22 protein-coding genes and 1 pseudogene are annotated in these 21,461 nt (G+C 39.2%); 16 read left to right on the forward strand and 7 right to left on the reverse strand.

Annotation, left to right across the window (positions count from 1 at the left end):
• Positions 1-135 precede the first annotated feature (135 nt).
• From AC1TPB_RS01345 to glgD, 12 genes and pseudogenes are all read left to right on the forward strand, one after another.
• The gene (locus AC1TPB_RS01345) at positions 136-636 is read left to right on the forward strand and encodes a YpuI family protein (protein ID WP_482074842.1); all 501 of its coding nucleotides are present in this window, start codon (positions 136-138) and stop codon (positions 634-636) included.
• A 55-nt stretch (positions 637-691) separates the two neighbouring features.
• A complete protein-coding gene (locus AC1TPB_RS01350) occupies positions 692-904 on the forward strand; it encodes a DUF1540 domain-containing protein (protein WP_482074843.1) in 213 nt (70 codons plus the stop codon).
• A gap of 6 nt (positions 905-910) precedes the next feature.
• Positions 911-1,354 (forward strand): hypothetical protein, encoded by a 444-nt coding sequence (locus AC1TPB_RS01355; protein ID WP_482063343.1) that lies wholly within the window; start codon positions 911-913, stop codon positions 1,352-1,354.
• Positions 1,355-1,636: 282 nt separating this feature from the next.
• Entirely contained in the window at positions 1,637-2,308 is a 672-nt protein-coding gene (locus tag AC1TPB_RS01360) for a class I SAM-dependent methyltransferase (protein WP_482074844.1), read from the forward strand.
• A 114-nt stretch (positions 2,309-2,422) separates the two neighbouring features.
• Complete coding sequence (locus tag AC1TPB_RS01365) at positions 2,423-3,448, forward strand: NAD-dependent epimerase/dehydratase family protein (RefSeq protein WP_482074845.1); 1,026 nt, start codon at positions 2,423-2,425, stop codon at positions 3,446-3,448.
• A 110-nt stretch (positions 3,449-3,558) separates the two neighbouring features.
• Positions 3,559-4,448: pseudogene (locus tag AC1TPB_RS01370) on the forward strand (serine hydrolase domain-containing protein).
• Between the two features lie 275 nt (positions 4,449-4,723).
• Entirely contained in the window at positions 4,724-5,503 is a 780-nt protein-coding gene (locus AC1TPB_RS01375; protein ID WP_482074846.1) for an ABC transporter ATP-binding protein, read from the forward strand.
• A complete protein-coding gene (locus AC1TPB_RS01380; RefSeq protein ID WP_482074847.1) occupies positions 5,479-7,932 on the forward strand; it encodes an alpha/beta hydrolase in 2,454 nt (817 codons plus the stop codon). The genes AC1TPB_RS01375 and AC1TPB_RS01380 overlap by 25 nt, the downstream gene beginning before the upstream one ends.
• Entirely contained in the window at positions 7,913-10,219 is a 2,307-nt protein-coding gene (gene helD / locus AC1TPB_RS01385) for an RNA polymerase recycling motor HelD (protein WP_482074848.1), read from the forward strand. Before AC1TPB_RS01380 ends, helD begins: the two co-directional genes overlap by 20 nt.
• Before the next feature lie 131 nt (positions 10,220-10,350).
• Complete coding sequence (glgB, locus tag AC1TPB_RS01390) at positions 10,351-12,255, forward strand: 1,4-alpha-glucan branching protein GlgB (RefSeq protein ID WP_482074849.1); 1,905 nt, start codon at positions 10,351-10,353, stop codon at positions 12,253-12,255.
• Between the two features lie 16 nt (positions 12,256-12,271).
• The gene (locus AC1TPB_RS01395) at positions 12,272-13,432 is read left to right on the forward strand and encodes a glucose-1-phosphate adenylyltransferase (RefSeq protein WP_482074850.1); all 1,161 of its coding nucleotides are present in this window, start codon (positions 12,272-12,274) and stop codon (positions 13,430-13,432) included.
• Positions 13,432-14,547, forward strand: a complete 1,116-nt coding sequence (gene glgD / locus AC1TPB_RS01400) for a glucose-1-phosphate adenylyltransferase subunit GlgD (protein ID WP_482074851.1) — start codon at positions 13,432-13,434, stop codon at positions 14,545-14,547. The genes AC1TPB_RS01395 and glgD overlap by 1 nt, the downstream gene beginning before the upstream one ends.
• Here glgD and AC1TPB_RS01405 read toward each other — a convergent pair.
• On the reverse strand, positions 14,521-14,853 hold the full coding sequence (locus tag AC1TPB_RS01405; RefSeq protein ID WP_482074852.1) for a hypothetical protein: 333 nt from the start codon (positions 14,851-14,853) through the stop codon (positions 14,521-14,523). The two genes, glgD and AC1TPB_RS01405, sit on opposite strands and share 27 nt — an antisense overlap.
• Here AC1TPB_RS01405 and glgA point away from each other — a divergent pair.
• Positions 14,835-16,259, forward strand: a complete 1,425-nt coding sequence (gene glgA / locus AC1TPB_RS01410) for a glycogen synthase GlgA (protein ID WP_482074853.1) — start codon at positions 14,835-14,837, stop codon at positions 16,257-16,259. The genes AC1TPB_RS01405 and glgA overlap by 19 nt on opposite strands.
• A 17-nt stretch (positions 16,260-16,276) precedes the next feature.
• Entirely contained in the window at positions 16,277-18,244 is a 1,968-nt protein-coding gene (locus AC1TPB_RS01415; protein WP_482074854.1) for a glycoside hydrolase family 15 protein, read from the forward strand.
• Between the two features lie 153 nt (positions 18,245-18,397).
• Here AC1TPB_RS01415 and AC1TPB_RS01420 read toward each other — a convergent pair whose 3' ends face one another.
• Genes AC1TPB_RS01420 through AC1TPB_RS01445 form a run of 6 tightly spaced genes read right to left on the reverse strand, consistent with a single transcriptional unit; the run spans position 18,398 to position 20,554 of the window.
• Complete coding sequence (locus AC1TPB_RS01420; RefSeq protein ID WP_482074855.1) at positions 18,398-18,835, reverse strand: spore germination protein GerPE; 438 nt, start codon at positions 18,833-18,835, stop codon at positions 18,398-18,400.
• Entirely contained in the window at positions 18,825-19,076 is a 252-nt protein-coding gene (locus tag AC1TPB_RS01425) for a hypothetical protein (RefSeq protein WP_482074856.1), read from the reverse strand. The genes AC1TPB_RS01420 and AC1TPB_RS01425 overlap by 11 nt, the downstream gene beginning before the upstream one ends.
• A gap of 10 nt (positions 19,077-19,086) precedes the next feature.
• Positions 19,087-19,893 (reverse strand): spore germination protein GerPC, encoded by an 807-nt coding sequence (gene gerPC / locus AC1TPB_RS01430; RefSeq protein ID WP_482074857.1) that lies wholly within the window; start codon positions 19,891-19,893, stop codon positions 19,087-19,089.
• A gap of 33 nt (positions 19,894-19,926) precedes the next feature.
• On the reverse strand, positions 19,927-20,136 hold the full coding sequence (locus tag AC1TPB_RS01435; RefSeq protein WP_482075075.1) for a spore germination protein GerPB: 210 nt from the start codon (positions 20,134-20,136) through the stop codon (positions 19,927-19,929).
• 5 nt (positions 20,137-20,141) lie between these two features.
• Positions 20,142-20,360 carry a spore germination protein gene (locus AC1TPB_RS01440; protein WP_258202207.1) on the reverse strand — a complete coding sequence of 73 codons (219 nt, stop codon included), beginning with the start codon at positions 20,358-20,360 and terminating at the stop codon, positions 20,142-20,144.
• A 20-nt stretch (positions 20,361-20,380) separates the two neighbouring features.
• Positions 20,381-20,554: a hypothetical protein gene (locus tag AC1TPB_RS01445; RefSeq protein WP_482074858.1), complete on the reverse strand. Its 174-nt coding sequence runs from the start codon at positions 20,552-20,554 to the stop codon at positions 20,381-20,383.
• A gap of 206 nt (positions 20,555-20,760) precedes the next feature.
• Between AC1TPB_RS01445 and AC1TPB_RS01450 the strand changes: the two genes are divergently transcribed.
• Positions 20,761-21,186, forward strand: a complete 426-nt coding sequence (locus AC1TPB_RS01450) for a hypothetical protein (RefSeq protein ID WP_482074859.1) — start codon at positions 20,761-20,763, stop codon at positions 21,184-21,186.
• A 65-nt stretch (positions 21,187-21,251) separates the two neighbouring features.
• Positions 21,252-21,452 carry a hypothetical protein gene (locus tag AC1TPB_RS01455; RefSeq protein WP_482063357.1) on the forward strand — a complete coding sequence of 67 codons (201 nt, stop codon included), beginning with the start codon at positions 21,252-21,254 and terminating at the stop codon, positions 21,450-21,452.
• Positions 21,453-21,461: the final 9 nt, after the last annotated feature.

Below are 21,461 nucleotides of genomic sequence, written 5' to 3' on the forward strand. Positions count from 1 at the left end.
TGACGTATCCTTATTTTTAGTAAAAGTCAGTATTTTATGCAGAAGAAAGAGTTAAATAGTACCGCTTTGGCACAATTTGTGATAGTATGTAAATGTTATAGTTTTGGTTTGGAATATGAAAGGGGATCTACCAACATGCCTTCGACTAATGTTAAGGGGCTGAGTGAATCAGCTCGTGAGAAACTAAAGGAAGCGATTGCTCAACTTGAACCTTTCCTTAACAATTTCTCACTCGATCAACTAATAAGTGAAGAAAAAACAGAAGAAGAACAATCATTTTACAGAGGTTTTCTAGCTGATCTTCGTCATTTGCTTGTATACTCAGAGGTTTCTTTTGAGAAGCTAGGAGTACTACTTAGAAGACCGAATTTTGATACAGATTTTGCTGAACGCGCATTGTATGAAGTATATCATAATTGTGTAAATGCCTTTTTCTATCCTAAAAATGAATGCTATTCCGAGGATGGCCGTTATGCATATACAGGTCAAGATGCGATTCGTTTTCGTTTCAAGCCGAAGCGGGAAGCAAGAAATATTATTATGAATATTACCAAATATTACGAAGACCTACGTGACGAATTGGCATATTACGAAAGTGATTACATGACTCAGCGTCGCATGATGGGGAAAAAATAGGATCGAATAAATCATCTCGATATCAGGGCAAACTGATAGTGGAGGTGATTTTTTTATGCCAAAAGGCGTAGCTTGTAGTGTATCGAATTGTAATTTTTGGGAAGAAAACAACCAATGTGGTGCAGCATCTATTCAAATTGAAATTGACGCACATGCAAATCGGAATTTTATGAATGAGTTTGCCGATGAGCTACTATCCACTGAACATCAGGATGCTGCGAATGAATCAGCAGAAACCTGTTGTCTAACATTCCGTCCAAAGGAGTGATTGTAGATGGCAAGAAATCGGAAATATGGTGGGTTGAGTCGTAATTTTCGTAATCTACCGATAACGCACCGCAGTAATATCCCTCATGATGATACGGCAGTATTGCAGCATGAGCCAATCCCACCATTAGAGCATGGCGGCATATATGAAGAGATGGGTGCAGACTTTACGTATGAGGAAATGGCAGCTTACGATCATGCACCGCGGAAGCTAATGAGCTTCAACGAATCTGATCAGCGTGTAAGTGCTATTGGTTGGTATGTCGGGGTATTAGCATTAGTTATTGCAATAAGTGCATTATTTATTTGGCCATTTTGGACAGGGTTATCGGCATTAGCGTTATCGTTTATGTCTTATTCACAAGGAACAAAAGCAATTGCATGGCTTACAGGAACGATCGCTGTCGTTGCTATTGCATCATCGATTATTGAATATTTTATCTTATTGTAGTAAGTGATTGAAAAAGCAGGCAGAAGTTCACTTTTTGCAGTGAACTTCTGCCTGCTTTTTGTGTATGGAAATTGAATAAAGGGTTAGCTATTATTGTTAGATTAGTTGAACAATCGATGGACGCTCCATACATAATTTGGTACACTTGATCCATAAAATTGAACGGAGGCGGTTTACATGAAAAGTAATACGGAATCTTTTGGGCAAATCAACTGCGGGGGAATAATGCATAGCTAGCCCGATAAACTGCAGCTTCCCCCTTAATTTGAGAGGGGTACTAATTTGGATAATCCTTTTTTATCTTTTGACAACGCTAAGCCGCTTGGTGCAGGCTCGTATGAAATGGCACTTCCATTAATAAATGCATTGAACTTAATACCCGGCATGCGAGTTTTAGAGATAGGTGGCGGTACAGGTCAAGTAGCCGCAATATTGGCTAAAAATTGGGGAGTAACCGTCATTACCCTTGAACCATGGGAAAGTTTAAACGTTATTCAAGATTTCGCGGCTGAGCATAGTGTGGAAAATGACGTTCTTGCAATAAGCGCAAATGCACAGCTCATGCCATTCCCAGATGAATCATTTGATGCTGTTTTTGGAATTGGTTCTTTTTTTATGATTGATGATAGAGAACAAGCATTGAAAGAAATCATAAGAGTTACGCGTAAAGCAGGGCATATAGGAATTGCAGAGCCTATGTGTACCAGTAATCCTATTCCGTCTGACTTGGGAAAGTATGAAATTTTTAATTCGTATAAGAAATGGCTAAGATCATTGAAATGGAACTATGACTTATATAGAAATCAGGGATTATCAGTTACAGAAGGGTACTACTTTCCAGAAGCGTATCAATGGACGATTGATAATTTTCAATATTATGATGGTGAGAGAGATTTTATACTAGAAGATAACGGTCGTTGGTTATCTTTAGGACTTGTTGTAGGGCAGAAATGATAAGCTTAGAAAGCCCGCCTTCATAGGCGGGCTTTCTAAGCTAGGAGATGCTAGCTGCTCATTTTATTGGACGGAAGATTGGCTTGAAAAAGTGGAAAGGATTGTGAACTTAATATGAAGATTTTAATTGTCGGCGGAACAAGTTTTATCGGTCCTAACGTAATTAATCAGCTTAATGAAATGGGTCATCATGATATAACCTTATTCCATCGCGGTCAGACAAAATGTGAACTTCCACCAAATGTACAACACATCTATGGAGAAAAAATGCACTTGGAACAGTTTAGAGGTGAGCTTGCAAAATTATCTATTGATGTAGTTGTTGATATGATTTCGTATACTGAAGCTGATACCCAAATAATGATTAACACGTTTAAGGGAATAACTGATCGGTTAATTACAATAAGTAGTCAAGATGTTTACCGTGCTTATGGAATAGTGAGAAAGGCTGATAATGGGCGATTAGAAACTATACCAATTACTGAAACTTCACCCTTACGCATAAATCGGTTTCCCTACCAAGACGCCTCGAAAGATCCCAATGATTGGTGTAACTTGTACGATAAAATACTGGTCGAAGATATAGTTATGAACAATCCATACATAAAGAGCACCATTCTGCGTCTCCCTGCTGTCTACGGGCCTAATGATTCACAACATAGACTATTTAAATACCTTAATTTGAAGCATATCAGTGATAATCGACCATTTATCTTGATGGATAAAAGTTTTTCAAATTGGTTTTGGACTCATGGTTATGTGGAAAATATAGCTAAAGCTATTGCATTAGCTGTTACAAGTGAACGGGCAATTGGACGCATGTATAACGTAGGTGAACTACAATCTTATTCAATGCTTGATTTCGTTAAAGAAATCGGAGAAATTTTTCAATGGAAAGGACAAATAATTGTTGTTCCTAATGGTCGTCTACCTGAAGAGATGACTATCCCTTTCAATATGGAGCAACAGTTGGTTGTAGATTCTAATCTCATTCGTAAGGAATTGGGTTTTAAGGAGCCGATCTCATTCAGAGATGGATTGAAAGCAACTATCGAATGGGAACTTGCCAATCAACCAGATGAAGCCTTTGATTATGTTAAAGAAGATGAGATTATACGTGAATTAGGACGCATGATTTAAATTAACGGAAATAGTAACAGTAATGTCGTTTTAAATTGGGATGGATTAGTAGGGGTGAGATCTTATTGCAATCAATACGTTATAAGCTAGAAGATTATATTAATAACTATATGAAATTATGGGATTTTTACGGTGTTGTTCAAGTCATCAAGAAAGGCGAAGTGCTTTTTGAGAAGGCGTACGGAAATGCAAGTATCGAATTTGGTATTAAAAATGAGATAAATTCATGCTTTTCACTCGCTTCCATCTCAAAACAGTTTACTGCCTTCGCGATTATGCTCTTACATGATGAGAAATTGCTGAACGTCGATAACTCTGCACAATTATACCTCCCTACTGATATTAAGATTGACGAGTCGATCTCTGTACATCATTTACTGTCGCACACTTCTGGATTATTGAAAATGTTTCAGGACAGAAATATGAAAATTATATTCGAAACAACATCTTTCTACCACTGAATATGATGAATAGCGATGTTAATGACGGAAGTAAACCAATAAAAAATAGGTCATGTAATTATTCAAAAGATTTTGATGCGAATATCAAGAGTCCTTATCATAACGAGAAATTTAGTGTCGGTGCCGGCGCCATCGTTTCTAGCTGTGATGATTTGTTCAAATGGTATACTTGTTTACGGGATCGTAAAATATTGTCTCCAAAAATATATATTAGGTTTTTCGCGGAGAACCAAGATAATTACTGCTATGGACTGGAACATCATCATGTTTACGGCACAGATAGGTATTCCCATGGTGGTGATCATCTTGGGGTTAGCACATATGTACAGCATTATTATGATGAAGATATTTGTATTAACATTCTTTCAAATAATGAAGCTATTGATCAGTACAGACTAGGTAATGCAATTTCAAATATTTTGCATCAAGTGGATGTTCCGATCAGATCCATCCTTACACAATTGCAGAGAATGAAAACGGGAAAATGGAATTTTTCGGTTATGAAAAAAATGATCCTGAAATATACACCAAACAATTGAAAGAACACCTAACTTAAGTGTAGAAGAACAATTCAGATTAGTTAGTGAACATTTTGGAATATTAATTAAGTAACCGATAGTTCAATAAAGCAGCAGCAGTCAGTGACTTTAATTATTAGTCGCTGGCTGCTGCTGTTTCTATTATTGTGGTCAGTCTACTCCTATAGTCTCATCAAACATCAGAGAAGCTCAAATTGCTAGTTGATTTGAGAGCAAAGTCAACTATATCGTGGTAGAATGAACATAATACATATGGCGTTATTGGAGGAATTATTATGATTGTAGAAATAGATAATGTAACTTGGGAACGAGAAGATAAAGTAATACTGCAAGATGTAAATTGGTCCATTCAGCAAGGTGAACATTGGTGTTTGCTAGGATTGAATGGTTCTGGAAAGACTACATTACTCAATATGATTAATGGTTATCAGTGGCCAACATCTGGTGCAATTAGTGTATTGGGGCATCGCTTCGGCACGTACGATTTACGTGAGCTTCGGAAAGAAATTGGATGGGTAAGTACGGCACTACAGCAAAAACTATATGGCAGCGATGATGCGCTTAACATTGTTTTGAGTGGAAGAGAAGCATCAATAGGAGTATATGATCAACCTTCTGAAGAAGAAATCGAGAAAGCGATGAATCTTTTGCGAACATTACGTTGCGATAATCTCGCGCAACGCGCTTATCGCACATTATCACAAGGTGAGAAGCAAAGAGTACTTATTGCTAGGGCATTGATGAATGAGCCTAGATTATTAATATTGGATGAGCCTTGTACAGGTCTTGATATTATTGCAAGGGAACAATTACTGGATATGATTGATAACCTATCAAGACATCCTAATTGTCCAACGCTAATCTATGTGACGCATCATGTAGAAGAAATTTTACCTTGTTTCAGTCATACTTTACTATTAAAGACGGGGAAAATATTTGCACAAGGTGAAACTTCAGATGTGTTAACCCCTCAGACGATGAGTCAATTTTATGAGGTTCCCGTACATTTAGAAAAGGAGAATGAGCGGTTTTGGTTAACGATTTCGAAGAGGTAATGGAAGAACAACATGTTCAAAAACCATTGAAACAGAAAATGTGCGATTGGGTGGAAAGAAGATGGAATCATGTTCGCCTTAAGGAATCTTCTTTCGTTACATCGTTTTCGCTTGTTTTCTTGCTTGCACTTTGTGTGGAGTGGGTCGTTGTTATTCCAGGGATACCTACGGGACTGGGAATTATATTTGATTATGTCATATTTGGAACAGTGTACGTAATCTCCTTATTGTTCGCATTCACTCTTATGAGGGCGATATTTTCATTTTTTTATCTACATAAATGTGCAAGTATGATCACAAGTATAATGATATTAATCGCACAAAGTTATATCGTAATGCAGAGATCGAATTGGGGCTGGAAAGTTGCTTTATTTGTGACGGCAATCATCATAGTTATTACTAGTCTCGTTGCTTTATATGCAGCTTATTTACGCGCCTTTCGCCAAAAATCACTTTATTTTGTGACGTGTAGTCTCGTTATACTGTTTCTAGTTATTGCGCTTACCAATGAAATACGTGAAACAATCGTTGGAGATGATGGAGATCAAATTATTCAATTATATAAAGATGTGCTGCTAAGCTCTGATTTGTATTCAAATAAGGAAGATAGTAGTGGCGACATCTCATCGAATGATGAGGATAGTAATGCTAAGCAAGATGATGGTGGGGATACAGAACAATCACTATTAACATTGGATCGATTGACTACTAATCCCGCAGAGCAAGGGACGTACGAAGTTAGACATTTCGATTATGAAACTTACGCAGACAATGCGGATCTAATGGCTGAAGAAGTGGATGACATTATTTATACGCTGCCGATGGATGGATCAGATGTGCTAAAGGATTGGAAATGGACGAAAGAATTATATTGGGGCTTCACAGAAGATCAAATTCCAATTAACGGTCAAGTGTGGACACCAGTTGGTGAAGGCCAATTTCCAATTGTGTTCATCATGCATGGCAATCATGTAGGAGAAGAAGATTCCTCAGATGGTTATGCTTATTTAGGTGAATTACTAGCTTCTCAAGGGATGATTGTTTGCTCCATCGATGCAAACTTTCTAAACTACTCTGTGTGGTCTGGCATCGTTGATGATGACCAATTATTGCGTTCTTGGTTAATGTTAGCCCATCTGACTTCATTCTATGAACAGCAATATGATCAGCTATCCATTGATTGGGATCAGGTAGCTTTAATCGGTCACTCACGTGGTGGTCAAGCTGCAGCGATGGCTGTAGATGCCAAAAAGTGGTTTGTAGATAATGAGATCACCGATATATTAGACAAAGTAGTTGTTAAAGCTGTAGTTGGTATAGCACCAACAGATTACCGGGTTGATAGTAAGCAAGCGAGTTTACACAATGTGAATTATTTGACCCTACATGGTACGATGGACTCCGATCTTACAGAATCGTTTGGTGATAGGCAGTATGAACGTACGAGATTCAATGAGTCTGGTCACTTTAAGGCTACTGTAGAATTGTATCATGCGAACCATGGACAATTTAATACGGTGTGGGGAAAGTATGATGAACAATTTCCGGGAGCTATATTGCTGAATACTGCTGATCTTATATCTGGCGATGACCAGCGATTAGCAACTCAAATATATATTAGCAGCTTTCTACGCGCAAGTTTATTGCAAGAAGCACAATATGAAGCGGTATTCCAAGATTTTCGCACGGTAGGGCAATATTTACCTATAACAGGATATGTTACTCGTTATAGTCATTCGAAAGAAACGTTGATATACGATTTTGAAAAAGAATATGGTGACACGGCGTGGAGTACAACAGCTGAACTAGAAGCAGAAGTTATTGATCTGAAGGGTCGAAGTGATGGAGACAAGCAGAACAGTGGGTTATGGCTGCAATGGCTGGGGAAACAACAGCGGATTACATTCAATCTGTCGCGACAGCAGCAATATATGTTGAATAAACAGATTGAGGCGATCACGATTTCGGTTGCCCGAACGAGCTATCGTCAAGACGAGGAAGCTAGTATTGATGAAGAACAACAATCTACCGCGAACAATGAAGAAATCGAACGTGGTGAATGGATACAACATATCGATCAGCTAGACGCAACGCTACCACTTGAGTTAGAATTGTATTCCGAGCAATTTGGGACGATTCGACTTGATCTCGCTTCCTATTTCAGCTTGTTAGCACCTGCGGAAAATGATTTTACGAAATCAAGTTTACTTGAAGGACGAATTAAAAAAGGCAAGTATGATGTTACGGTAGAGCCACTACTGCAAACGTATATTATACCAGTTGCTTTATTGGGAGCAGAAGCTTCGACGATGGATTTAGCAGATCTACAGCAAATGACACTACACTTCAAACAAATAGTAGGTAGCTTAATTGTTGATAACATAGGAGTTATTACAGAAGGAGGAACACATGTCCAATATAATAGATGATCGAAATAGCGAAGAGCAGCGTGTACACTATATTACACAATTAGTTCGAAAGCGCTTGGTAAATATAGAGGATGAAACAGGTGATGTCAAGTCAGAAATAGTCAATATAAAAACGAATTTCTGGGACGATGTGACGTTGAATTTCGAGGATTCTACAGAATCTGCTGAAAGCCATGCAAGTATGAAACAACAAGCAGAATTGCTTTCAGAACGAGAACGCAGTTATAGACTGATGTCAGAACAAATTCGTTTGCTGCATAAATTTGAGCAGAGTCCATATTTTGGAAGGATTGATATTTCAGAAGCGGGAGGACCTGTGGAGGCTATATATCTCGGAGTAGGCTCATTGCTTGATGATAATAATGAGAACTACTTGATCTACGATTGGCGGGCTCCGATCAGCAGCGTCTATTATGATTATGGACCTGGACCGATTACTTATCGTACTCCTAGCGGTGACATTGATGGCGAAATGACATTGAAGCGTCAATATATTATTCGCTATGGAAATTTATTAAGTATGTTTGATACTGGTGTAACGATTGGCGACGAGATTTTACAAGAGGTTCTTGGCAAACATTCCGATGCTCAAATGAAAAGTATTGTTGCGACGATCCAACAGGAGCAAAATGCGATTATTCGTAATGAACAAGCGAAGCTATTAATTGTTCAAGGTGCGGCAGGCAGTGGTAAAACTTCTGCTGCACTGCAACGTGTAGCTTATCTATTATATCGCTATCGCGAAAGCTTGAATGCCGACCAGATTGTATTGTTCAGCCCCAATCCAATGTTCAATAGTTATGTTTCAACAGTGCTACCCGAGCTTGGGGAGCAAAATATGCAGCAAACAACGTATCAACAATATTTAGAACGTAGATTAGGTCGTAACATTCGTCTAGAAGACCCATTTACTCAGATGGAGTATAGCTTAACCCAGTATGAGGATCCATCTTATGAAGCGCGTATGGCAAGCATTCATTTGAAATCTTCTACACAGTTTATGGGTGATATTGATGCCTACTTGAAGCATTTAAGTAAGCGGGATATGAAGTTTAAAAATATTGTATTCCGTGATAAAATTCTTATCTCGCATGAGCAAATAACGGAGAAATTTTATAGATTAGATTCTTCACAATCGATACCGCTTCGACTGAAGGAATTGACAGAATGGCTGCTGAAGGAATTAACATCGTTAGGGAAAATAGAGCAACGAGAAGCTTGGGTAGATGAGGAAATAGAATTACTTGATACCGAGCAATATGTCGAAGCATTTCAGCATTTGAACAATCGAAAACAATCTAATGAAAACTTGTTCAATGAATTCCAAGCAGAGCATGATTTTTTGGCAGGGAAGATTGTTCAGCAGAAGTTCAAAAAACTAAGAAAGCATGTGAAACTGCTTAGATATGTAAATGTTACAGGCATTTACAAGGAAATGTTTATTGGGCAGCAATGGAGTCGTGACTCCATTCCACTTTGGCGTGAAATAGCGGATTTAACATTAAAGGCATTGGCACAAAAAACGATGCTGTATGAAGATGCAACACCTTATTTGTATTTGAAGGAAAAATTGGAAGGCTTCCAGACCAATACGAGTGTGAAGTATGTATTTATTGACGAAGGTCAAGATTATTCGGCGTTCCAATTGCAATATATGAAGCATGTTTTTCCGAGAAGTAGGATGACAATCGTAGGAGATTTGAATCAATCTATATTTGTTCACTCGTCTTTGCAGGAAAAGTTCACTCCTTTCGAGAATTTATTCTCAGAGGAAGAAACGGAGCGTATGACATTGCTTCGGAGTTATCGCTCTACTCATGAGATTATTGCCTTCACAGCGTCGATGATTGAAGGTGGCGATCAGATTGTACCATTCAATCGTCATGGCAGGGTTCCAGAAATTACTGTGCTTGATTCCGTCGATCAGTATGATCAACAAATTGATGAAAAGCTACATCATTGGATTCGTGAAGGCTATACGTCGATTGCAATTATTTGCAAGACGGCTCATGAGAGTAAGTTCGTGTTTGAACGACTAGAAGATCGTTGGAAACGACTACGCTTAATTGATCAAGAAACGGTTACATTCCAGCAAGGTATTATGGTCATTCCTGCATATTTAGCTAAAGGTGTAGAATTTGATGCGGTTATGATCTATAATGCGAGTTCAACCCAATATCATTTGGAACGTGAACGAAAATTGTTCTACACAGCATGTACGAGAGCGATGCACGAATTACATCTATTTTCACTAGGCACCCCGTCGCCATTTATTCCAAGTAACTAGCATTATAGTACATGTTCAAAGTTTCTGTTTTGAACAATCTCTTATAGTTATTATGGCAAGCTATACGTTATTATATTATTGTAAAACGTATAGCTTGTTTCAATTATAAGTTGTAATATTGGGGGGAAGTGATGGATACTACTATGTTCGGTATTACAAAACAGGAGCTCTATTTGTTCAATCGTGGTTCATCGCATCATAGCTATAGGTTTATGGGAGCACATCCTATTCACTGGAAAGGCGAGGACGGTATTCGCTTTGCTGTATGGGCACCTCAGGCGAAAGCAGTTGCGGTTGTTGGTGATTTCAATCAATGGGATGGCAAGCTTCATAAATTGAGCCCAGTAGTGAGCTCAGGTGTTTTTGTAGCTTTTATTCCTCATTTGCAAGATGGTACACGATATAAGTATGAAATTTTAACGCAGCACAATGAACGAATGTTGAAAAGTGATCCATACGCTTTTTATAGTGAGCGGCGACCTAATACAGCATCGATTGTCGTAGGCTTGCCACGCTTTACATGGACTGATCAGCAATGGTACAAGGAGCAAGCGGTAAAGCCATCGTACGAAAAACCAATGCTAATCTATGAGGTTCATGCAGGATCATGGAAAATTAAAGGTAAAGAAGATTACTATACATATACTGAGTTAGCCGAGCAACTCGTTCCTTATGTAGCAGATTGGGGATATACTCATATCGAGCTGTTGCCAATTACAGAACATCCACTTGATCAATCTTGGGGCTATCAAGTTGTAGGGTTTTATAGTCCAACGAGTCGGTTTGGCTCACCCGAGCAACTGAAGCAATTGATTAATGCATGTCATCAACACCAGCTTGGTGTTATATTGGATTGGGTTCCTGGTCATTTTTGCAAGGACGATCATGGCTTAAGAAATTTCGATGGCACCCCAATTTTTGAAGGGGCGGATTGGAAGCGAGCTGAGCTGCCTTTATGGGGCACGTTAAGCTTCGATTATAGTAAGCATGAAGTTCAAAGCTTTCTAGTTTCCAACGCGATTTATTGGTTAGATCAATTCCATTTTGATGGCTTACGTGTTGATGCCGTTGCTTCTATGCTCGATCTACACATGGATAAGCCACCTGAATTACATACATTAAATGCTGATGGCGGACATATTAATTTACACGCGATCGCATTCCTCCACAAATTAAATGAAACGATATTTCATTACTACCCCGACGCATTGATGTTAGCGGAGGATTCCTCATCCTACGCATCCGTAACAAAGCCAACTTATATGGGCGGCTTAGGATTTAACTACAAATGGAATATGGGCTGGATGAACGATATGCTCAAATACATGTCGCTCCCGCCGTCAACCCGCACCCAGCAACATCATCTCATAACTTTTTCTATCTGGTACGCATTCAACGAAAATTATATACTACCACTTTCCCATGATGAAGTTGTTCATGGAAAACGTTCTCTACTTAATAAAATGTGGGGAAATTACGAACAGAAATTTGCACAGTTGCGATTATTCTATGGCTATTGGATGACCCATCCTGGTAAGAAACTACTTTTTATGGGTAGTGAATGGGGACAATTCGATGAGTGGAAAGATCAACATCATCTCGATTGGGACGTTTTAAAGTACGACTCTCATCAAAAAATGCATCATTATACGAAGCAATTGAATTGGTTATATCGTAATACTCCTATTCTTTGGGAAAATGAGTTTAATCCGAGTACATTCGATTGGATTGATGTGAACAATGCAGAGCAATCGATCATTTCCTTCAGTAGACAAAGTCAATCTGGAATGCTTGTTGTAATCGTGAATTTTTCACTTCAATATTACCCGGATTACCGTGTTGGCGTGCCACAAACAGGCATATATACGATATTACTGCATAGTAATGAACTGGAGTACGGTGGTACAACCGAACATGTTCAGCAGGAAATACAAAGTAAAGCGATCGGTATTCATGGTCGTGAGCAAAGTATTTCTATTGAACTCCCCCCATTCACATTTATGCTATACACACTTCATTCGGGGGACACCATTTAACAAGGAGATGATGTCTATGGTTCGAAAAGAAATGATAGCAATGTTACTAGCCGGTGGTGAAGGTAAACGATTAGGTGTATTAACGAAGGATTTAGCAAAGCCCGCTGTTTATTTTGGCGGGAAATATAGAATTATTGACTTTACATTAAGTAATTGCGCTCATTCAGGCATAGATACTGTTGGCGTGCTCACACAGTATCAGCCATTAGAACTGAATCGATATCTGGGAATTGGTACACCGTGGGGACTTGATCGTCGTGACGGTGGTATGACGATTCTTCCCCCCTATATGCAAAAGAATGGCGGCGTCTGGTACAAAGGGACAGCCAATGCCATCTATCAAAATATCCCATTTATAGAACGTTACGATCCTGAGTATGTGCTTATTATATCAGGCGATCATATATACAAAATGGATTATGATCTCATGCTGCAAAATCATAAACAAACAGGAGCAGCCGTGACGATCGCTGGTTTTGAAGTCGATTGGAAGGATGCTAGTCGGTTTGGCTTAATGCATATTGATGATGATTCGGTTATTACTGGCTTTGAAGAGAAGCCGAAAAATCCAACAAGTAATTTAGCGTCGATGGGCGTTTATATATTCAACTGGTGCGACTTGAAACGATATTTAGTTAATGATGAGGACAATGTGACATCGAGTAATGATTTTGGTAAAGATATTATTCCGGCAATGATGAATGATAGTTTGCTATGCTCATGCTATATTTTCGATGGGTACTGGAAAGATGTCGGAACGATTGCTAGTTTATGGGAAGGTAATATGGACTTGTTAGAAGACCAACCATCGCTTGATCTTGGTGATCCGAACTGGCGTATTTACTCGGTGAATCCCAATCAGCCTGCACAATTTGTAACTTCAACTGCCAAGGTAACCTCCAGTCTTATAACGGAAGGCTGCTTTGTCGAAGGCGAGGTTGACCGTTCCATTCTCTTCTATGGCGTCACTCTTGGGGAAGGTAGCATTGTGAAGGAATCAGTCATTATGCCTAAAGTAAAAGTAGGTAGAAACGTGCAAATCTATCGGGCGATTATCGGTGATGGAGCGATCATTGAGGATGGAGCAGTAATCGGTATGCCTGCTAACGAAGAAATAACAGTTATTCCAGTTGGTGAGCATGTGTTTCCACAGGATCAATTGTTGGAGGTGAAGTAATGAAGAATCAAAAAATTATGGGTGTTATTAATCTTATTCATGAAAAAGATGATCTTGATAAATTAACGCAAGGCCGTTGTACAGCAACTGTCCCTTTTGGTTCTCGCTATCGCATTATTGACTTCACACTTTCTAATATGGTTAATTCGCGAATGAATGAAGTAGGTATCTTTGTCCATCAAAAATATCGCTCACTAATGGATCATATCGGAAGCGGGAAAAGCTGGGATCTACAGCATCGTCAAAGTGGGTTATTTGTATTACCTCCGATTACAGATGATGTGCAGGAATTAAGCCGTGGTGATCTATTTCATTTTTACCAAAATCGTGATTACTTCCTACGCTCACAGCCAGAATATGTGCTAATTACTCGGAGTCATATGATTTGCAATATTGATTATCAACAAGTACTTACTTACCATCTAGAGCAAGAAGCTGATATTACGGTTGTATGTAAGGAAAGTATCGAGCCATTACTTGGTAGAGCAAGAAAAGTGCGGATGAATGAAGCAGGCCGAATTAGTGAAATTCAAGAATCTTATGGGCCTATGATTAGTGACTTTTCTAATATGGAAATGTATTTGATGAAGAAGGAATTACTGATGGATCTCGTAGAAACTTCATTGGCCAAAGGTCATGATCATCTTGTCCGTCATGCTATTGTGTCTAAGCTGGATCAATTGAAGGTGTATGGTTATATACATGATGGTTTTCTAGCATGTGTGAATACGATTAATAGTTACTATGCCAATAGTATGAAGCTACTTAATCCGCAAGTTTGGAGAGAGCTATTCTATGAACCAGGACCGATCTACACAAAGGTTAAGGATGGTCCACCGGCGCGTTATAAGCAAAATGCTGTTGTGGAGCAATCTATTATTGCCAATGGCTGCTTAATAGAAGGCACAGTTCGCAATAGTATTTTATTCCGCGGGGTACATGTTCATAAAGGAGCAGTCGTGGAAGATAGTATCATCATGCAAAATGGAATAATTTTACCAAATAGTGTAGTGAAATGCAGTATTTTCGATAAAGATGTTGTTATTAAAGAAAACAGAGAAGTCCGTGGGGTGGAGTCTGGCCCATACCTAGCAGCAAAGCGTCGCATCATCTAGGTAGGGAAGTTCAAAAAGCGGACTTTGATAACGATGTGATGCGTTGTAGCTTACTCGCATCGAATATGAAACGAACTTGGAAAGTACGGTTCGCATGTACCAATAACGTACACTTGCGCTTCCGTCTTTCTCAAGTAGCGTTTCATCTTCTCGGTTCTGAAAGCCCACTTTTTGAACCTTTATTGGAAGCTTCGGGCATTTGACCGCTTGTGTACTCGAAGCGTACACATCGCTAGGTTTTGCTTCGATGCTTGGGTAACTAGATAAAGTTATTGGAGGTAGAGAGGATGAATATACTGTTTGCAACTTCTGAAGCGGTGCCTGTTGCTAAGAGTGGTGGATTAGCTGATGTCGCAGGTGCACTGCCAAAGGCATTAGATGCACAAGATGTAAAGACAAGCGTCGTATTGCCGAAATACGATTCCATTCAGCCTCAATATTTAGAGCACTTCACACTTATCGCTGAATATGAGGTAGGCTTTGGTTGGCGAAATCAATATTGTGGTTTGTGGAAGGGTGAGCTCGAAGGAATCACTTACTATTTAATCGATAACGAGTATTATTTCAAGCGTGGCGGCTTATACGGCTATGATGATGACGCTGAGCGATTTGTATTCTTCTCAGCAGCCGTTCTTGAGGCGGGACCGTATTACGGCGAGAAATTCGATATTATCCATTGTAATGATTGGCAGACAGGTTTAATCCCGTTTTTATTGCGGACAAGATATGCTTATCACCCGGATTGGTCGCAATCTCGCTCCGTATACACAATTCACAATCTGATGTATCAAGGGATATACAGTATTGATAAGATGAAGGAATTGCTAGGGATTGGTGATGAGTATTTCAATGCAGAAGGTCTTGAATTTTTCGGGAATGCAAGCTGCATGAAAGCAGGCTTACAATATGCGGACAAGCTTACAACGGTAAGTCCATCATATGCCGAGGAAATTCAAACCGCCTATTACGGTGAGAAGATGGAAACATTGCTCCAATATCGCCGTGAAGATTTGATCGGCATCGTTAATGGTATCGATGAAAAAATGTTTGATCCAATGGTGGATACGCATCTCGTAGCACCTTATCGTAACTCGCTACCTCGCAAACAAAAAAACAAGCTAGATTTGCAGATTGAAATGGGATTGCCGCAAAATAGTGAGATTCCATTAATCGGTGTCGTATCAAGATTAGTGGAACAAAAAGGTTTTGATCTCATTATTGCTACGTTGGACGAGCTATTACAGGAAAATGTACAGATTGTTATTCTTGGTTCTGGTGATGAGCTATATGAAAAATATTTTTATGAGGCTTCATTACGTTACCCAGACAAATTAAGATTTTGGTTAGGCTATAGTGATCGGATCGCAAGCCGGATCTATGGTGGAGCGGATATGTTTCTAATGCCATCACGATTCGAACCTTGTGGCTTAAGCCAATTAATCTCGCTAAGATATCGTACGGTACCAATTGTTAGAGAAACTGGTGGGCTAAGGGACACTGTTCTTCCATATAATGAATATACTTATTCTGGGAATGGATTCACATTTACGAACTACAATGCACATGATTACTTATATACCGTTCGTTATGCTCTTCGCTTATACAATGACAAAGAGGTATGGAAACGCATTGTAGATAATGGAGCCCGTGAAGATTATAGTTGGAATCGCTCCGCAAAACGATATAAAAAGCTATATCAACAACTTAGCTAAGGAGAGGAGATGGCTTCATGGCACGTCACTTAGCTGTAGGTAATGGGAAGATGTTGCTTAATATGGATCAGCACGGCTTTATTAGAGATATTTATTACCCGTATGTAGGACAACTGAATCATGTAGGAGGGCATTATTGTCGAGTTGGTATTTGGGTACAAGGTGAATTTTCATGGTTGGATCATGCAGAGTGGAAGTTCGAGCTTGATTATCTGGAAGGCTCTCTTGTTACTAACGTTATTGCAAGGCATGACCGATTAGGCATTGAATTACAAATTAATGATGGCATTCATCAAAGAGAATGTATTTTCATTAAACAAGTGACAATCCGCAATTATCGTGATGAAGCTAGGGAAGTGAGACTTTTCTTCCATCAGGATCTAATGATCGAGGGAACAGAAGTTGGAGATACTGCAGTGTATTACCCGGAAAATCATACGATCTATCATTACAAGCGCTCTAATTACTTTATGTTTAATGGATTTTCTGATGAAGGTGGAATTTTACAATATTCTACTGGTGTGAAACGATTCAATACCGCTGAAGGTACTTGGAGAGACGCTGAAGATGGTACGCTTATGGGGAATACAATTGCTCAAGGCTCCGTTGATAGTACGTTAAGCTTCCGTACCATTGTTGGAGGGCATAGTGAAAAGACGATTTTCTACTGGATGTCAATCGGTGCCAATCTAGAGGAAGTGAAGCGTCTAGACCAATATGTTCGTGATCAGCACCCAGAGAAGCTATTAAGTCGAGTGGTTGTATACTGGAATCATTGGTTGCAACGCGCGGAGTCTGATCTCGGAGATTTGCCGAATGAGGTACGTAAATTATTCAAATTAAGCTTATTGCTCGTTCGCACGCAAACCGATGAGAATGGCGCTATTATCGCTGCTAACGACACAGATATTTTGCAGTACAATCGCGACCACTATAGCTATATGTGGCCTCGTGACGGTGCGCTAGTCGCTGATGCAATGTCATTAGCCGGGTATCAAAGTATGATAGCACCATTTTTTCAATTTTGTGCGGATACGATTTCTTCTGATGGCTATTTGTATCATAAATACAATCCAGACGGAACGGTAGGCTCCAGCTGGCATCCGTATATTGTGCAAGGAAATCGTCGCTTGCCGATCCAAGAGGATGAGACGGCATTAGTTCTGTTTGCATTATGGCAAGATTATGCTCGCCATCAAGTTATTGAATTGCCACAAGGGCTATATACGAAACTTATTCGCCCAGCAGCTAATTTCTTAAGCAGTTATATTGAAGAAGATATGAATTTACCGAAACCAAGCTATGATTTATGGGAAGAACGTTATGGCATATGGACCTATACGACGGCCTCTGTCTATGGTGGACTAATCTCCGCCGCTTCATTCACTGATTTATTCGGGGATTATGAGCGTAGTGATCATTATCGTAATATTGCTGAACGAATTAAAAGTGGTATGCTAGAGCATTTGTGGGATGAGGAAGCAGGACGATTCGCTCGCGGTCTAGTGATGAAGGATAATGTATGGGTCAAAGATATGACGCTTGAAAGTAGTATGTTTGGTATTTTGGATTTTGGTGTGTTGCCTGTCGATGATTATCGTGTGCAAAAGACGATGCTATCGATTAAGCAAGGACTACAAGTGAAAACAGAAGTAGGCGGAATTGCTCGTTATGTGAACGACTATTATTTCCAACAATCCGGTGATATTGAACGTATACCAGGTAATCCATGGATCATTTGCACATTATGGGTAGCTAACTTTGAGATTGCGTCAGCGAAAACGATTGCCGACCTTGAAAGCCCAAGACGTACATTGGAGTGGGTTGCCCAGCATACTTTATCAAGTGGGCTGTTAGCAGAGCAATTGAACCCTTTTGACGGTACACCATTATCGGTAGCGCCGTTAACATGGTCACATGCTACGGTTGTTCAGTCGGTATGTAAATACGCTGCAAAATACAAGCAATTAAACCAAATCGTATAGTAAGTAAAAATATAGTTATTCAGTAATAACAATATTTTTAACAGACGGTACCGAATTAATGATGAACTGAACCCCGAATAGTACACTTTTTTTATAGTGTCTACTATTCAGGGTTCAATTCACGAATGACAAAAAGGTATCCTTTCTTAACCGTTAAGGTGAGAAAGGATACTCTTTTTTGTGTGGTTGGGCAACGAAGTGCTGCTCAAAGCTTTTTGAGCGGTACTCGGAATACATTTGCTCGCCATTACCTATCTGGATATTCGACGAGTCAGAGTTAGATATTACTTTCAGTCGGCCGATGGTGATATCTGGTATGGCGTTAAGATCCAATGGTTGCTCCATATCAGATGCTCGTTCAACGATTTTGCTAGGGTAGAGAAGTCGCTTTAGATTGGGAGATGGCTTACAAAATAATTGATATTGATTAAAATCAGGCTCATCTCCCGTATTCCTTGTTACGTCTTGTAATACAACGATACTTCTACTGATCATCGAAGTATTGTCGCGATCACCCACTTGAATGATCGAGCTTGAGGAGTTACTAATAACATTTAAGTTGGTGACACTAGAAAGCGTATTATGACTCATAACGATATTTTCCCTTACTTATGGAAGGCTGAGGTAATTGGATTATTTTACCAGATGGACATAGTGCAGGCTTTGAAGCAGAATTAAAGGGGCCAATTTGACAGCCATCTGGTGGTGTTTCGATAGTGGAATAAAGTACAACTTGGTCGTTATCCCCAACTTGGATATTTGAACAACTTGAGTTAGCGATGACATTAACTTGGTCCACATGCAGATGTTGCTCTTGAATAATAATTTTCATTGGTAATCTCCTATCGTACAGCGTTCTCTTGTAAATAGTGCCTAATTGCAGTCTCTATATCATGCCATGTACGTTCACTTACCGATCTTTCTATCTTTTCCCATTCATGTTGTAGCTCTTGATCAGAAGAGGGAGCAATTCGATTCAAAGAGGGTGCCTCATCAGCTACGTAATGATGAATTCGAGCCTCAATTTGCTTTTCTAGATCAATAATGATTTGGGTGATATGATCGTCATTAATTGGGATGTCCAATCGTGAACTCATCTTGCGAATATAGCCTACTCCTTGTTCGTGAAGATAAGTGCGTAATTGATCACTCAAATGCTGCTCAAAACCGACGGGGAAGTTCGATGAATTTTCAGTTGGAGGGGTATTATTTGCCGAAGGAATGCTATTATGCACGGATGTTTTCATTGGTTTGGAAAGATCATGAGCGGTATTACCTTCCACAAATTTTGCCTTGGAATTGGGATGTGTTGAATTACTATGAACATTTTTCTGTTTCATAGCTAACTCTTCTATCATTGTCGGTAATTGACTGGCACTTGCTGTTGACATACCAATTTGTAAGGAACCTTCTAATGTTTCTACTTTTAATTGATCAAAATGATATTCAATTTTATCAACATGAAAAATTGGAGGGGTATTAGAGCTAGGAATTTGTTTTTGAACTGCTAGTTGTTGCTCAAGTTGGGATATTGTTGCTTGTAATGTATCAATCGTATCTTGTTGTTCTTGCAGTCGTTGTTCGATACGGAACGCCCATTGTTGCCATGGGTTCAACTGCGAAGATGACGAAGATTCAGAATTATACATCGTAGATCCAGCCCTTCTATAATTGAATTGTTATTATGTTGGATTGGGAAGTGGGACAAGAAAAGGTGTGAATTGATCCATGGGAGACATTCCATCAGGTCCTGTTGTTGAAGGTAATGATTGTGTAGATACATGAGAAATAGCAGAAATAGCTCCTGAAGTACCAATTTGAAAAACGGAGCTATTCGAAAGCGTCTCAATATGAATACTATGAATGTTAATTTGTTGCTGTACCGTTAACATAGCGATCACAATACTCCGCTGACATTGTCTACAAGATCATTATCTAATGAATTGGTAGCACTTAGTCCCGTATTAGAATTTGCTAAACTACCTGTTAAGAAAGAACCAGCGCCAGCATAGGTTTTGGAAGAGCTAGAAGGTGATACTTGAACAGCATCACCGAACTGTACGATTCCACTAGAGCCGTTACTAACTACATTTACAAAGCCAACGATTGATGGCATGAACTCACCTACTTCACTGTTTATTGTAGTTTATGCATCATAAGCCTAAGCGTTCCTTGTAGGGGAAGTTCAAAAAGCGAGCTTTGATAACGAAGAATATGCTGACGTAGCATATTCGACATCGAATATGAAGAGAACTTGGGAAGTCCGGGCCGCGTGTACCAATAACGTACACTGGCGCTTCCGCCTTTCACAAGTAACGCTCCATCTTCTCGGTTCTGAAAGCCCGCTTTTTGAACTTTGATTTGAAGAGGTAGTGCAAAAATCAGACTTTGATAACGATGATCGACTTCGTAGTTTATTCGACGTCGAAAAAGTCCTTGATCAGTTAATAACGAGTAGCCTACTTGTTAGCTGGTGCATAAGCTAATCTATACATGAAATAGATGAGGTGGGATTATTGAAAAATTGGGATGATTTCGAGAAGTGGTTTAGCAATGCTAATTTCCCCAAAAATCTGGAGAGCCTAAGGGAAATTCCAGTGGTCGATAATTGGATTAATCAGATTAAGCAAGCAACGGGTACTCCAGTCAATAAACATGAGCAAAGACCGAAAGCTAGCTATCAGATAAAAGAAGGAAAAGAGTCGCTTGAAGTGATTTATCAACTTCCGATAGGATATGATCAAGATGAAATCATACTCTTTGTTAGGGAAGACTTTGTGAAAATAGAAGGGTTACCAGATCAGCATATTGAATTGATTAAGCTGCCAAAATTAGTGAAATCTAGAGTGTGTAAAGCAAAAATTGAAGAAGATCAGCTAATTATTCGATTGGCGAAACGACCAAGACCAATAAAATTTTATCGACATTCTATAACAAACTAGCTAATAATCTCGCGATCTAGTATAATGTCTAATGATTACGATTAGATCGTGAAGGAGTGTCCACCGTGTCAGTAGTAAATGTAAGCGATGTTTCTGCGGATTTATTTATAATTGCCATTATTTTTATTTTACTTATTTTTGGATTGTTGAGCTTTGGGATTTTACAAATGTTTCAACAAAGATTCCGTTTGGGTTGGTACAATTTTGCCGGTGCTCTAGTTAGTTTTATTGTGCTAATGATTATTCTTAATATTTGGTACTTATAGCAACTGGAG

The organism is Paenibacillus sp. Y951, from assembly GCF_056786395.1.

What these genes read in the sequence shown, in the direction of transcription:
- AC1TPB_RS01345 (WP_482074842.1), top strand. Translation starts at nt 136, where the DNA reads ATGCCTTCGACTAATGTTAAGGGGCTGAGTGAATCAGCTCGTGAGAAA.
- AC1TPB_RS01350 (WP_482074843.1), top strand. Translation starts at nt 692, where the DNA reads ATGCCAAAAGGCGTAGCTTGTAGTGTATCGAATTGTAATTTTTGGGAA.
- AC1TPB_RS01355 (WP_482063343.1), top strand. Translation starts at nt 911, where the DNA reads ATGGCAAGAAATCGGAAATATGGTGGGTTGAGTCGTAATTTTCGTAAT.
- AC1TPB_RS01365 (WP_482074845.1), top strand. Translation starts at nt 2,423, where the DNA reads ATGAAGATTTTAATTGTCGGCGGAACAAGTTTTATCGGTCCTAACGTA.
- AC1TPB_RS01375 (WP_482074846.1), top strand. Translation starts at nt 4,724, where the DNA reads ATGATTGTAGAAATAGATAATGTAACTTGGGAACGAGAAGATAAAGTA.
- helD (WP_482074848.1), top strand. Translation starts at nt 7,913, where the DNA reads ATGTCCAATATAATAGATGATCGAAATAGCGAAGAGCAGCGTGTACAC.
- glgB (WP_482074849.1), top strand. Translation starts at nt 10,351, where the DNA reads ATGGATACTACTATGTTCGGTATTACAAAACAGGAGCTCTATTTGTTC.
- AC1TPB_RS01395 (WP_482074850.1), top strand. Translation starts at nt 12,272, where the DNA reads ATGGTTCGAAAAGAAATGATAGCAATGTTACTAGCCGGTGGTGAAGGT.
- glgD (WP_482074851.1), top strand. Translation starts at nt 13,432, where the DNA reads ATGAAGAATCAAAAAATTATGGGTGTTATTAATCTTATTCATGAAAAA.
- glgA (WP_482074853.1), top strand. Translation starts at nt 14,835, where the DNA reads ATGAATATACTGTTTGCAACTTCTGAAGCGGTGCCTGTTGCTAAGAGT.
- AC1TPB_RS01415 (WP_482074854.1), top strand. Translation starts at nt 16,277, where the DNA reads ATGGCACGTCACTTAGCTGTAGGTAATGGGAAGATGTTGCTTAATATG.
- AC1TPB_RS01420 (WP_482074855.1), bottom strand. Translation starts at nt 18,835, where the DNA reads ATGAGTCATAATACGCTTTCTAGTGTCACCAACTTAAATGTTATTAGT.
- AC1TPB_RS01425 (WP_482074856.1), bottom strand. Translation starts at nt 19,076, where the DNA reads ATGAAAATTATTATTCAAGAGCAACATCTGCATGTGGACCAAGTTAAT.
- gerPC (WP_482074857.1), bottom strand. Translation starts at nt 19,893, where the DNA reads ATGTATAATTCTGAATCTTCGTCATCTTCGCAGTTGAACCCATGGCAA.
- AC1TPB_RS01435 (WP_482075075.1), bottom strand. Translation starts at nt 20,136, where the DNA reads ATGTTAACGGTACAGCAACAAATTAACATTCATAGTATTCATATTGAG.
- AC1TPB_RS01440 (WP_258202207.1), bottom strand. Translation starts at nt 20,360, where the DNA reads ATGCCATCAATCGTTGGCTTTGTAAATGTAGTTAGTAACGGCTCTAGT.